We start from the raw sequence: 12,530 nt of genomic DNA, 5'->3' as shown, positions 1-12,530 counted from the left end.
GATTATCCGACCCCACCGACAGAGTGGCACCGGCTGCAGCGCAGCGACTACCGTCCCATCAGACCCAGCAACAGCGTCGCGGCGACGATCGCCACCGCACAGATACCGGCGGTCAATGCGAAGCCGGTCACGAAGGAGTCGGCGTAGATGCCGCCGAGCACGGAGGCCATCACCGACAACAGCACTCCGGCGGGTAGTCCACGTCGCTGGGCATCCGATAGCCGATACATCGCACGATCATCGCAGAGGTCGCACCCGAGCACACCGGCGCATCGAACGAGGTCGGTTCGAGGCCTCAGATCTCGTCGATGACCAAGCTGTTTCCACCGGACTGCTTGGACCGGTACATCGCCGCGTCCGCCGTGCGGGCTGCTCTGCCGACCACCGACTTGCCCACGTCCCACAGAGCCGAGTCCTCGCGCAACAACGCCATTCCCACACTGACGGTGACGGGGATGTCGTCACGGCGGTCCCAGAGCACTCGAACGACGTCGAAGCCGAGATCGACCATCCCCCGCGCATCACCGACCATGGCGACGAGGAACTCCTCGCCACCGGTTCGGGCGAGCACTCCGCCCTGATGCCGGACCAAGCGGCGCAGCCGATCGGCGACCCGCACGATCACTTCGTCGCCGCGGCTGTGCCCGAATCGGTCGTTGACCGACTTGAACTTGTCGATGTCGACAACCAGGAAGGCCATGGACATACCCCGCTTGCTGGCCTGGTGCCACAGGTCCAGCAGTTCGCTGTCGATGCCGCGCCGGTTGTACACCCCGGTCAGTGGATCGAGAACCGACCGCTTGGCGTCGTTGGACAGCGTCGTCCACGCCACTTGAGCGAACACGGGTACTCCCACTGTCGCCAGAAGGAGAACCACCGTCGCGGTCGCGACAGCGGGTCCGTCGATGGAGTCCACCTCGCCGTCCATCACCGACAGGAAGGTCCGAACGCCGAACCCGATGATGAACGTCGCGGTCCACACGAGGTGCGCCACCAGCAGTCGCGGACTGAGGAAGTAGGTGCAGAACGCTCCGGTGACTGCGAACAGCACGGTTCCGATCAGCGACGCGACAGGTGCGTACAGAATCAACACCGAGGTCGTGAGAATGTCCCCGAAGGCCAGAAACACGACGAAGAATTTCTTCCCCGGGAGCGGTCCGAGGACGCACCGTGCGGCGACGAACACCTGAGTGACGAGAACGAAGAAAACCCATCCGATCGCCACACTGCCCTGAGGACCGAGGTCGCTGAACAGCATCAGAATCGAGGTGAAGGCATAGATCGTGGTGGCGGTGCCGAACACGGCACGAATGATCCCGGTCAGCGGACGGGTCGACCGGTGATTGAGGATCCACTCGAAATCGTGCGGGGCCCGATACCAGTCGGAGGTGGCCGCGGCCAGTTTCGCGAGGAGGCCTCGGCGGTGCCTGCCGGAACGCCGGAGGGAGGCAACCTCATCGAAGTCCCGACCACCTGATGCCATTTCCGAACTCCCACGTATTCAACAGACCCCCAACGGCCATGTGAATAGTGTCACACCTGTTCGGCGTCCTGACGGGAGTGGCCTCGATCGGCAGAAGACCCCGGTGTTTCACTCCGACCGGCTGTGGGATCTCACAAAGAATCGGGTGAGTCTCCGAACGCGGCAGCCACATCGTGGGCGAGTCCTGTTGCGCGACGGGCCCACTCCGGTGTGCTGCCGGCCAATCCACATGCAGGCGTCACAGAGATACGGGAGGCGAGAACCGATCTGTCGAAACCGAGTCGGTCGATCAACGTGACACCCGGCTCGGCCAGTTCACGCCAATGGGGTGGTAGCACGGGGGCTTCGGACGGAATCAACCCGAGCATCAGCGTCTTGCCGGATTGCAGCAGCTCACCGATTCCGTCGAAGTCGCTGCGGCGCAGCGCAGTCGCGTCGACGGCGACCGCGACGGCACGCGAACGACGAAGCAGGTCGAACGGAACGTCGCCGGCGCAGCAATGCACCGCAACGGGAAGGTCGATCGTCTCGATCAGCGAATCCAGCAGGTCGAGAACATCCGGTTCCGGGACCGCCCGCACCGAATCGAGCCCGGTGATGCCCGTCAGGCTACCGGCCAGAACGGCTGCGAGACTGGGTTCGTCGAGCTGAACGAGGACCTCGACTCCGAGCCGACGCGTCAACTCCGCGCAGTGCAGGCGCAGTCCTTCGCCGAGGGATTCGGCGAAATGCCGCAGCGCCCCGCGATCGGTCAGAGCCCGATGCCCGTGCCGAAGTTCGACCTGCGCTGCCATCGTGAACGGACCGGCGGCCTGGACCTTGATGGTGCGGCCGCTGCCGCGAAGCCCCGACACCTCCCACAGTTCCTCGAGTACGTCGAGGTCCTCGGCCAGGAAATCGGTCGCCCGGCGACCGGCGAGCATCGGACGTGGAACGACCCGATAGCCGGAGGTGCGCACGTCCAGTTCGACATCGACCATGATGGCTCCGGTGCGACCGATCATGTCGGCACCCAGGCCGCGGGCCGGAAGTTCGACGATGTGCGGTAGCTCGGTGAACTCCCCGACGACGACTGCCGCGGCCTCACGGATGTCGGTGCCCGGCCACGAACCGATGCCGGTCGACAGTCCAGCGAAATCGCTCGGTGTCACTCGCGCTCGGATCGAGTGCCCGAGATGGTCGAGCTACCGATGACGATGTCTCCGTGAATGTCCTTGCGGTACAGCACCGCTGCCTGCCCCTTGGCCACACCGGTCAGTGGAGCCCGCAGTTGGATCTCCATACCGTCGCCCGCTGCCTCGGCGACGGCCTCGGTCAGTCCGCCGTGTGCGCGAACCTGGACGACGCACTCGATGGGGCCGGTCGGGGCGGTACCTTCGGTCCATACCGCGCGGTCTCCGCTGATCGCCCAGACGTCGAGCTTCTGCGCAGAGCCGACCATGACCGTGCCACTGTCGGGTTCGATCGACGTCACGTAGCGGGGACGGCCGTCCGCGGCCGGTCCTTCCACGCCGAGGCCCTTGCGCTGGCCGATGGTGAAGCCGTGCACGCCCTCGTGATCCGCCAGTTCGACTCCGGTCTCGGAGTCGACGACCTTGCCCGGGCGCACGCCGATACGAGCACCGAGGAATGCGCGAGTGTCGCCCGACGGGATGAAGCAGATGTCGTGACTGTCGGGCTTGTCGGCGACGGCCAAGCCACGCTCGGCAGCCTCCTCACGAATCTCCGACTTCGGGGTGTCTCCGATGGGGAACATCGCACGCGAGAGCTGCGCCTGATTCAGTACGGCCAACACGTACGACTGGTCCTTGTCCGCATCCACGGCGCGGCGCAGCACTCCGTCGTGCAGCTGCGCGTAATGCCCGGTCGCTACGGCATCGAAACCCAGCGCGAGAGCGCGGTCCGCCAGAGCGGAGAACTTGATCTTCTCGTTGCAGCGCAGGCACGGATTCGGGGTCTCACCGGCGGCATAGGAGGCGACGAAATCGTCGATGACGTCCTCCTTGAAGCGATCGGCGAAATCCCATACGTAGAAGGGGATCCCGAGTACGTCGGCAGCTCGGCGAGCGTCACCCGCGTCTTCCTTGGAGCAGCAACCACGCGAACCGGTGCGCAGTGCGCCCGGAGCGGTCGACAGAGCCAGGTGCACGCCGACGACGTCGTGGCCCTCGTCCACGGCACGGGCCGCGGCAACAGCCGAGTCGACTCCCCCGCTCATAGCAGCCAGAACACGCATCAGCGATTTCCTCCTCGAGCTCCGACGCCGGCCAATCCGGCGGCACGAGCGCGTTCGACGACCTGCGGCAGAGCCGCAAGCACAGTGGTGACGTCCGATTCGGACGAGCCGGTTCCCAGCGAGAACCGCAGTGATCCACGGGCGACGGACGGATCGCACCCGAGCGCAATCAAGACATGACTGGCGCTGGCCACACCTGCGGTGCACGCCGAGCCCGTCGAGCATTCTATGCCTGCCGCATCGAGCAGCATCAACAAGGAATCACCCTCGCACCCGGGAAAGGTGAAATGCACGTTCCCGGCCAGCCGGTCGTCGCCGTCCGGCCCGTTGAGGATCGCGTCGGGAACGGCGTCTCTGATTCCGTCGATCAACCGATCGCGGAGCGCTCTCAGTTCTGCGCGGTGCCGCACCGAGTTCTCGACGGTCGACCGCAGCGCAGCTGCCATCGCGACGACTCCCGCAGTGTCCGGGGTGCCCGATCGAACGTCTCGCTCGTGCCCCCCGCCGTGGAAGAGTGGAACACACGGGACCTGGCGGCCGAGCAGCAGCGCTCCGACGCCCTGGGGTCCACCGAATTTGTGTGCGGCGATACTGAGCGCGGACAGGCCGCTCTCGGCGAACCCGACGGGCAGATGCGGCACGGCCTGGACCGCATCGCTGTGCATCGGGACGCCGTACTCGGCGGCCACGGCTGCGAGCTCGGCGATCGGCATGACGGTGCCGATCTCGTTGTTGGCCCACATCACGGTGACGAGTGCGGTTTCGTCGGCATGCAGGGCCAGCTCGGCGCGCAGCGCGTCCGGAGTGACCCGCCCCTCCGCGTCTACCGGGAGCCAGGTGACACTCGCACCGTCGTGTGCGACGAGCCACTCCACCGCGTCGAGCACCGCGTGATGCTCCACCGAGCTGGCGATGATCCTGGTCAGTGCGGCATCGGAGTCTCGACGTGCGGCGAAGATGCCCTTGACGGCGAGGTTGTCACTCTCGGTGCCACCGGAGGTGAAGATCACCTCGGACGGGCGCGCACCCAGGTCGGCGGCGATCGATTCGCGAGATTCCTCCACCCGACGCCGAGCGGACCGACCGGAGGTGTGCAGCGAGGACGCGTTGCCCACCGTGGCGAACACAGAGGTCATCGCCTCGATCGCGCTCGGCAGCATCGGGGTCGTCGCTGCGTGATCGAGGTACACCGGTGGCCGCGGCGGGACGGGAGCAGTCGTACTGCGCACAGAAGGCATAACAGGCTAGACGATACCCGCTGCCGTGACCGCGGACCTACCTGCGCGAGGTGGGTCCGCGGTCACGGTGATCGATGCTCGGTCAGGCCGCCGCAACCGTCGGCGGCATCGGGCTGCGATCGGCCTCGGCCATCACCTCGTGCACGGTGGGGTCGTAGACGTCCTTCCTCGGTCGTTCCGCAAGCTCCACTCCGTCGCGTCGAATCGCGGCCTCGCACCGTCGGGCGAGGTCGCGTCGATCGCCACCGGGTGCCTCCGGGGCAGTGAACTCGACCTCGGCCCGCAATCCGCGCAGCCGGAAGATCCGGCCGATGGATGCACCGATCGTTTCGTCTCCCACGAAGCACGTGGCGGTGGTCTGCTCGCCGGTCCGGTCCAGGTAGCGCAAACGAATGGGCTGTACCCAGGTCTCCGAATCGATCGCGGCCTGAAGCAGCGCCGGCCGTAGCGAGCCGTATGCGCGACCACACCAGGTGGTGGCCTCGGGGAAGACGACGACCGATCCGCCGGCGCGGACACGATCGGCCACCTGATCGACGACGCCGGGGAGCTGGTGCAGTCGAGCTCGATCGATCGGAAGTACCTTCATGGCCCGCGCGAGGCGACCGAGCACCGGCCAGTCGATCAGGTCGGCACGTGCGACGAAGGTCGACGGCTGTACCGCGGTGAGCACGACGACGTCGGTCCAGGAGATGTGACCGGCGACGTGCAGTGCACCGGCGGCGGTTCGGGAGCGTTCGCGCTCGGAGCGAGCGTCGAGCACCGTCAGGTCGATCCCGATGGCGAACAGCAGAGTACGAGCGCCGATCCGCGTCAGCGAACGGCGAACCCGCGGGAAAGGAACCCCGAGGACGACCAACACCGGCAGCAGTCCGAACGCCGCCACCGCCAGTACGATTCGGAGCGCTAGGACCACTCGTCCCACCGTCGGTGGGTTCTTCGGCAGACAGCCGTCACTGCACGGCGACGACGGCATCCACGCGTGCGCGCGCACGATCGGTCGTGTCACCGGACACCCGACTCGAACGTCGTTGCCGCCGAACGCAAGCGGTCGAGATAGCGAGTGTTGGTCTCGTGCAGGCCGAGCAGAGCAACGAAATCGGCGACACCGAATTCGGGATCGTGCGCCGGCTCACCGCAGATCGAGGCACCGAGTCGAAGGTAACCGTTCATCAACGGCGGCATCGAGGTTCGCTTCGCGGGTTCGATGTCGATCAGGTCCACCCCGTCGACGACGACCGGAGAATACGGCCGGACCCGACGGTCGAGCGGCGTAGCGTGCTTGCCCAACAGGCGGTCTCGAACACTGCGAACGTTGGCCCCGATGGGGTCCCCTGGTGCCGACTGCATGGGCACCGACACGCATCCCATCACCCACTCGTATCCCGTCACATCGAGGTAGTGCAGGATTCCGGCCCACATCAACCCGAGCACGGACCCGGATCGATGGTCGGGATGAACTGCAGCCCTTCCCATTTCGACGATATTCATGCCGACGGGATCGAGTGCGGAGATATCGAATTCGGTAGCCGTGTAATACCCGCCTGCAGACACGGCGGCCTGCGGCGGCAACATGCGGTAGCAGCCGACGAACGTGTCGGTCCACTGGTCACGAACGAGCAGGTGATCACAGAATTCGTCGAACCGATCGGCGTCGAGGCCGTCGGTGTCGGTGGGAATGGAAAACCCCGGCTCGGAAGCGAACACCTCGTAGCGCAGACGCTGCGCCGCGAGTCGGTGCTCCGGGTCGGTGGACAACACGAGCGAGTAGCGGTCGGTGGCCGGGACGATCGATGCAGTCGAGCTCATGACGGAAGTGGTCATGAGGTGTGTCTAACGAGCGGGGAAGGCCACCGGGCATCGTCGGGGAAACGTGTCGGAAGAGTTTGTGTGAACAAGGTTGCGCTGCTCGACACGACAGGCCCCCACCGCGCGGGCGGTGGGGGCCTGTCGGAACAGCGCTCGGAAGAGCTATCCCTTGTGCTTCTTGACTGCTTCGGTCAGCTGCGGTGCGACGTTGAAGAGGTCACCGACGATGCCGTAGTCGGCGATCTCGAAGATGGGCGCTTCCTCGTCCTTGTTGACCGCGACGATCGTCTTCGAGGTCTGCATGCCTGCACGGTGCTGGATGGCTCCGGAGATACCCAGTGCGACGTACAGCTGCGGGGAGACGGTCTTGCCCGTCTGACCCACCTGGAACTGGCCGGGGTAGTAGCCGGAGTCGACAGCGGCGCGCGAGGCACCGACTGCGGCACCGAGCGAGTCGGCCAGATCCTCGACGACGGAGAACTTGTCGGCACTGCCGACACCGCGTCCACCGGAGACGACGACCGACGCCTCGGTGAGCTCCGGACGGTCGCCGCCGACGATCGGGTCACGCGAGGTGACCTTGACGGCCCCCTCTTCCTGCGCGGGGACCTCGACGGTTTCGCGGGTGCCCGCTCCGGCCTTGGGCTCGGCCTCGACTGCGCCGGGACGCAGCGAGATGACCGGAACGTCGCCGTTGGCCTTGGCCTCGACGGTGAACGCGCCACCGAAGATGGAGTAGACGGCACTGCCGTCGCCGTTCAGGGCGACGACGTCGTTGTGGTAGCCCGAGCCGAGGCGTGCTGCGAGTCGTCCCGCAACTTCCTTGCCCTCGATCGTGGCTGCGGTGATGATCGCTGCAGGCGAGACCGACTCCGCGAGTGCCGACAGCACGTCGACCTTCGGGGTGACGAGGAATCCGTCGACTGCGTCGGATTCTGCGGCGTAGATCTTCTCGGCACCGGCTTCGGTCAGCGCGTCGGCGACCTTGTCGGTGGTGCCGACCGGGCCGGTGACGACCGCGGACGGCTCACCCAGCGCACGAGCGGCGGTGATCAGCTCGGTGCTGACCTTCTTCAGTGTTCCCTCGACGTGCTCCACGAGCACGAGTACTTCTGCCATGACTTGCTCCTCGTTTGTCTTCGATTGCTCGGTGGGGCGGGATCAGATGATCTTCTGGCCGACGAGGTAGGTGGCGATCTTGTCGCCGCCGTCGCCCTCGTCGGTGAGCCGCTCGCCTGCAGTCTTGGGAGGCTTGGGGGTGGACGACGTGACTGTCGTTCCGGCGTTGTCGACGCCGACGATGCCGTCCTCGACACCGATGTCGGCGAGCGTGATGGTCTGCACCGTCTTCTTCTTGGCGGCCATGATGCCCTTGAACGACGGGAAGCGCGGTTCGTTGATCTTCTCGGTGACGCTCACGATGGCGGGCAATGCGGCTTCGAGGCCGAAGATGCCTTCGTCGGTTTCCCGCTCGCCGGTGACCTTGCCGTCGACGACGGTGAGCTTGCGCAGCTGCGTCAGGGCCGGGATCTGAAGGTATTCGGCGATGATCGCGGGAACGGCACCGGTGCGACCGTCGGTGGCCTCGTTGCCTGCGATGATGAGATCGGCCGGCTCGTCGTTCTCGAATGCGACGTTGCCGAGCGCTGCGGCCAGCGCGTATCCGGTCTGGATCGCGTCGGAGCCGTGCAGGGTCGGGTCGTTGAGGTGCACTGCGCTGTCTGCACCCATCGACAAGGCCTTGCGGATGGCATCGGTGGCGCGATCGGGGCCTGCGGACAGAACCTTGACCTCACCGCCCTGGGCTTCCTTGATGAGCAGTGCTTCTTCGACGGCCCGCTCGTTGATCTCGTCGAGGACGGCGTCGGCAGCCTCGCGATCGAGGGTGTAGTCACCGTCGGTGAGCTTGCGCTCGGACCACGTGTCTGGAACCTGCTTGATCAAAACAACGATGTTCGTCATGGGTCTGCGTCGACCTCCTGGTCATGTTCTGCTGATCGTGAGTGTTCTAACGGTTCGTGCAGTTCTACGGTCTGGGACGAGGTTACCTCACCGTAGTTACCCGTGGGTAACATACCTCCCTGCCTGTCCGACCATACATCTGTACCCCGACTGTTATGGAGACCACGTTGGCTTACCTCTCCCACGCCTCCACTAACCTTCCGTCGGTGAACGATTCTTCGGCTCAGGCACCGGTACCGGAACCACTCCCCCTCACCGGCGAGAGAACGGTGCCGGGTATCGCCGAGGAGAACTACTGGTTCCGCCGCCACGAGGTGGTCTACCGCGCACTCGTCGAGCGCTGTCGCAATCGAACGGTGCTCGAAGCGGGATCGGGAGAAGGCTACGGAGCCAACATGATTGCCGATGTCGCGACCAACGTGCTCGGCCTCGACTACGACGCGTCGGCCGCCGCACACGTGCATGCCCGCTACCCGAGGGTGACGATGCTGCGTGGCAACCTCGACCGCCTTCCCGTCGCCGATTCCTCGATCGACGTCGTCGTCAATTTCCAGGTGATCGAGCACCTGTGGGATCAAGGTGCGTTCCTCGCCGAAGTGCACCGGGTGCTCGCACCCGGGGGGATTCTGTTGATCAGCACGCCGAACCGCATCACGTTCTCGCCCGGCCGCGACACACCGCTCAACCCCTTCCACACCCGCGAACTCGACGCGGCCGAACTCACCGAGCTTCTCGTGGACGCTCGGCTCGAGGTCGACGAACTCACCGGAGTGCGGCACGGACGCACCCTGGCCGCTCTCGACGCCAAGCACGGCGGTTCGTTCATCGACGCCCAGATCGAACGAGCACTGGCCGGTGAACCCTGGCCTGCCGAACTCACCGAGGACGTCGCGGCAATCTCGATCGACGATTTCGACATCAGCGCCGACCGTATCGACGACAGCCTCGACCTGGTCGCCGTCGCCCGCAAGAGCTCGAGCACGGTGATCGGGTGACATCCGGTGCAACCGTGCCGGGCATGTTCTCCCTCGTTCTGCACTCCCACCTGCCGTGGTTGGCCAATCACGGACGCTGGCCGGTAGGCGAGGAATGGCTGTATCAGTCCTGGGCCGACTGCTATCTGCCGCTCACCGCGGCACTGGAGCAGCTGGCCGACGACGGCTACACCGACGTGCTGTCGCTGGGGATCACCCCGGTGCTCGCTGCTCAACTCGACGACCCACACTGCCTGTCCGGAATGCACCACTGGCTCGGAAACTGGCAGCTCAGAGCGCACGAGGCGACCGACCGCGACCTGTCCGTTCGTGAACATCGAGGTTCTGCCGCTGCGCTCGATCGGTTCGAGTCCCGGTGGCGGCACGGCGGGTCCGCGGTGCTTCGACCGCTGGTCGACACCGGAACCGTCGAACTGCTGGGCGGCCCGTTGGCGCACCCGTTCCAGCCGCTGCTCGATCCCCGACTACGCGCATTCTCGCTTCGGGAAGGCCTGCTCGACGCCCGTGCTCGGTGGGGCACCACGCCCCGAGGCATCTGGGCACCCGAATGCGGATTCACCCCCGGCATGGAAACCGAATACGCCGCGGCCGGGGTCTCGCACTTCATGGTCGACGGGCCCGCGATGCGCGGAGACACCTCTCTCGGCAGGCCGGTGTGGGACTCCGACGTCGTTGCGTTCGGACGCGATCTTCCGGTCAGCTACCGCGTCTGGTCACCGAAGTCCGGCTATCCCGGCCACGGTTCCTATCGGGATTTCCACACCTACGATCACGCCACCGGTCTCAAGCCGGCCCGGGTCACCGGCCGCTCCGTCGCGTCGAACGACAAGGCTCCCTACGATCCCGAGCGGGCTGCGGCCACGGTGGACCGTCACGTCGCCGACTTCGTCGATGTGGTTCGCAGGCGCCTGATCTCCGAATCCGAGCGGATCGGTCGCGACGCCCTGGTCGTCGCTGCATTCGACACCGAGCTGTTCGGACACTGGTGGCACGAGGGCCCACAGTGGCTCGGCAAGCTCATGCGCGCGCTTCCCGCCGCTGGCATCACCGTCGGCACGCTCGGCGATGCGCGCGAGCAGGGTTACGTCGGAGCGCCACTCGAACTGCAGGATTCGTCGTGGGGATCGGGCAAGGACTGGCGCGTGTGGGCGGGCGACGACGTCGCCGACCTGGTCGCGCTCAACTCCGAGGTGTCTCGGACCGCTCTCGACGCCGTAGATACCGCCCGAGATGCGCAGCGTCGCGCCGGTGGACCGGAACTACGCAATCGGGTCAACGATCAGATACTGCGTGAGACACTGATGGCCGTGGCCAGCGACTGGGCATTCATGGTCAGCAAGGATTCCGCCGCAGGCTATGCCCGGGAACGGGCGCACGTCCACGCACATGCGCTGCGCGAGATCGCTGCCGCGGCCGCAGGTGGTTCACCCGGCCGGGCGCACGACCTGGCTGGGCAATGGAACCGCGCGGACGGACTGTTTCCTGCGCTGGATGCGCGCCGACTGCCCGGTGCACACGGTGGCGGCGAGCGAGAAGGTGCAGGGGGGCGTCGATGAAGATTCTGATGGTGTCGTGGGAGTACCCACCCGTGGTGGTCGGCGGTCTCGGTCGGCACGTGCATCACCTGGCGACCGAACTGGTCCGATGCGGGCACGAGGTCGTGGTTCTGTCGCGTCGACCCACCGGAACCGACGCCGCCACTCACCCGACGTCCCATCACATCGAGGACGGGGTGCTCGTGGTCGCCGTCGCCGAGGACCCGGCTCACTTCGTCTTCGGTGAGGACATGCTCGCGTGGACCCTCGCGATGGGGCACGCGATGGTGCGTGCCGGCGTTGCGCTGGGAAAGCCGGGTCTGGGAGACGGCTGGCAACCCGACGTCGTTCATGCCCACGACTGGCTCGTCGCGCATCCGGCGATCGCGCTCGCCGAGTTCTACGACGTGCCTCTCGTCTCGACCATCCACGCCACCGAGGCCGGACGCCACAGCGGTTGGATCTCCGGCCCCGTCAACCGCCAGGTGCACTCCGTCGAGTGGTGGCTCGCCAACGATTCCGATGCGGTGATCACCTGCTCGGCTTCGATGAAGGACGAGGTCACCACCCTGTTCGGAGTATCCGAGTCGGCGGTGAAGGTGATTCGCAACGGAATCGACCGGTCCACCTGGCACTTTCGGCGACGAGAGCCTCGATCGGAGCCGGCCAAGTTGCTCTACGTCGGCCGACTCGAGTACGAGAAGGGCATCCAGGATGCCATCGCAGCCCTACCCCGCATCCGACGAAGCCACCCGGGTACCACCCTGCACATCGCCGGCGAAGGAACACAGTTCGCTTGGCTGGCCGGTCTGGCGCGCACGCACCGAGTTGCCCGCGCAGTGTCGTTCCTGGGCAACCTCGACCACACCGAACTACTCGGCTGGCTGCACGGAGCCGACGCCATCGTCCTGCCCAGTCGGTACGAGCCGTTCGGCATCATCGCGCTCGAGGCCGCCGCTGCGGGCACCCCGCTGGTCGCGTCCACCGCAGGCGGTCTGGGTGAAGCCATCGTCGACGGCGTGACCGGCCTGTCCTTCGAGCCCGGCGACGTCGGTGGGCTGGCCGCCGCCGTGCGGCGTGTTCTCGACAACGCCGATGCCGCCCAGGAACGTGCCGTGGCCGCCCGCGAGCGCCTCACCGTCGATTTCGACTGGAAGCACGTCGCCGAATCGACGGCCGAGGTCTATCTGGAAGCCAAACGCAAGGTTCGGCATCCGCTGGCTCGCCCGCACATCGTCGAACGCGCGCTCCCCGGCCGTACCTGAAAACAGG

The 12,530-nt window shown here is 66.2% G+C and carries 12 protein-coding genes; 3 read left to right on the top strand and 9 right to left on the bottom strand.

Annotated elements, in window-relative coordinates; genetic code table 11:
- Window positions 1-47: 47 nt before the first annotated feature.
- The 9 genes from CH302_RS05305 to CH302_RS05265 all read right to left on the bottom strand — a co-directional run bounded on the left by CH302_RS05305 (window position 48) and on the right by CH302_RS05265 (window position 8,728).
- Window positions 48-230, bottom strand: coding sequence for a hypothetical protein (locus tag CH302_RS05305; protein WP_032398339.1), 183 nt, complete (start codon window positions 228-230; stop codon window positions 48-50).
- Between the two features lie 65 nt (window positions 231-295).
- A complete protein-coding gene (locus CH302_RS05300) occupies window positions 296-1,483 on the bottom strand; it encodes a GGDEF domain-containing protein (RefSeq protein WP_052047530.1) in 1,188 nt (395 codons plus the stop codon).
- 131 nt (window positions 1,484-1,614) lie between these two features.
- Complete coding sequence (locus CH302_RS05295) at window positions 1,615-2,634, bottom strand: methionine synthase (protein WP_037189764.1); 1,020 nt, start codon at window positions 2,632-2,634, stop codon at window positions 1,615-1,617.
- A complete protein-coding gene (gene mnmA, locus CH302_RS05290; protein WP_037189765.1) occupies window positions 2,631-3,719 on the bottom strand; it encodes a tRNA 2-thiouridine(34) synthase MnmA in 1,089 nt (362 codons plus the stop codon). The genes CH302_RS05295 and mnmA overlap by 4 nt, the downstream gene beginning before the upstream one ends.
- The gene (locus tag CH302_RS05285) at window positions 3,719-4,957 is read right to left on the bottom strand and encodes a cysteine desulfurase family protein (protein ID WP_037189766.1); all 1,239 of its coding nucleotides are present in this window, start codon (window positions 4,955-4,957) and stop codon (window positions 3,719-3,721) included. The genes mnmA and CH302_RS05285 overlap by 1 nt, the downstream gene beginning before the upstream one ends.
- An 82-nt stretch (window positions 4,958-5,039) precedes the next feature.
- Window positions 5,040-5,966, bottom strand: coding sequence for a lysophospholipid acyltransferase family protein (locus CH302_RS05280; RefSeq protein ID WP_052047531.1), 927 nt, complete (start codon window positions 5,964-5,966; stop codon window positions 5,040-5,042).
- Window positions 5,963-6,781 carry a GNAT family N-acetyltransferase gene (locus CH302_RS05275; RefSeq protein ID WP_037189772.1) on the bottom strand — a complete coding sequence of 273 codons (819 nt, stop codon included), beginning with the start codon at window positions 6,779-6,781 and terminating at the stop codon, window positions 5,963-5,965. The genes CH302_RS05280 and CH302_RS05275 overlap by 4 nt, the downstream gene beginning before the upstream one ends.
- A 147-nt stretch (window positions 6,782-6,928) precedes the next feature.
- Window positions 6,929-7,885, bottom strand: a complete 957-nt coding sequence (locus CH302_RS05270) for an electron transfer flavoprotein subunit alpha/FixB family protein (RefSeq protein ID WP_037189773.1) — start codon at window positions 7,883-7,885, stop codon at window positions 6,929-6,931.
- A 42-nt stretch (window positions 7,886-7,927) separates the two neighbouring features.
- Window positions 7,928-8,728, bottom strand: coding sequence for an electron transfer flavoprotein subunit beta/FixA family protein (locus tag CH302_RS05265; RefSeq protein ID WP_037189774.1), 801 nt, complete (start codon window positions 8,726-8,728; stop codon window positions 7,928-7,930).
- Window positions 8,729-8,883: 155 nt separating this feature from the next.
- Here CH302_RS05265 and CH302_RS05260 point away from each other — a divergent pair, with 155 nt between their 5' ends.
- The 3 genes from CH302_RS05260 to CH302_RS05250 are packed head-to-tail and all read left to right on the top strand — an operon-like array spanning window position 8,884 to window position 12,523.
- Window positions 8,884-9,723, top strand: a complete 840-nt coding sequence (locus tag CH302_RS05260) for a class I SAM-dependent methyltransferase (RefSeq protein WP_052047532.1) — start codon at window positions 8,884-8,886, stop codon at window positions 9,721-9,723.
- 23 nt (window positions 9,724-9,746) lie between these two features.
- The gene (locus CH302_RS05255) at window positions 9,747-11,279 is read left to right on the top strand and encodes a 1,4-alpha-glucan branching protein domain-containing protein (RefSeq protein ID WP_052047586.1); all 1,533 of its coding nucleotides are present in this window, start codon (window positions 9,747-9,749) and stop codon (window positions 11,277-11,279) included.
- Window positions 11,276-12,523, top strand: a complete 1,248-nt coding sequence (locus tag CH302_RS05250; protein ID WP_037189777.1) for a glycosyltransferase family 4 protein — start codon at window positions 11,276-11,278, stop codon at window positions 12,521-12,523. Before CH302_RS05255 ends, CH302_RS05250 begins: the two co-directional genes overlap by 4 nt.
- Window positions 12,524-12,530: the final 7 nt, after the last annotated feature.

This window comes from Rhodococcus sp. 15-2388-1-1a, from assembly GCF_002259145.1.
GTDB lineage: Bacteria > Actinomycetota > Actinomycetes > Mycobacteriales > Mycobacteriaceae > Rhodococcoides.
Note: the sequence above shows the minus strand (reverse complement) of the source record. Positions and strands in the feature narration are given on the sequence as shown.

Coding starts and splice junctions, on each gene's coding strand:
- CH302_RS05305 (WP_032398339.1), bottom strand. CDS start 230: ATGTATCGGCTATCGGATGCCCAGCGACGTGGACTACCCGCCGGAGTG.
- CH302_RS05300 (WP_052047530.1), bottom strand. CDS start 1,483: ATGGCATCAGGTGGTCGGGACTTCGATGAGGTTGCCTCCCTCCGGCGT.
- mnmA (WP_037189765.1), bottom strand. CDS start 3,719: ATGCGTGTTCTGGCTGCTATGAGCGGGGGAGTCGACTCGGCTGTTGCC.
- CH302_RS05285 (WP_037189766.1), bottom strand. CDS start 4,957: ATGCCTTCTGTGCGCAGTACGACTGCTCCCGTCCCGCCGCGGCCACCG.
- CH302_RS05275 (WP_037189772.1), bottom strand. CDS start 6,781: ATGACCACTTCCGTCATGAGCTCGACTGCATCGATCGTCCCGGCCACC.
- CH302_RS05270 (WP_037189773.1), bottom strand. CDS start 7,885: ATGGCAGAAGTACTCGTGCTCGTGGAGCACGTCGAGGGAACACTGAAG.
- CH302_RS05265 (WP_037189774.1), bottom strand. CDS start 8,728: ATGACGAACATCGTTGTTTTGATCAAGCAGGTTCCAGACACGTGGTCC.
- CH302_RS05260 (WP_052047532.1), top strand. CDS start 8,884: ATGGAGACCACGTTGGCTTACCTCTCCCACGCCTCCACTAACCTTCCG.
- CH302_RS05255 (WP_052047586.1), top strand. CDS start 9,747: ATGTTCTCCCTCGTTCTGCACTCCCACCTGCCGTGGTTGGCCAATCAC.
- CH302_RS05250 (WP_037189777.1), top strand. CDS start 11,276: ATGAAGATTCTGATGGTGTCGTGGGAGTACCCACCCGTGGTGGTCGGC.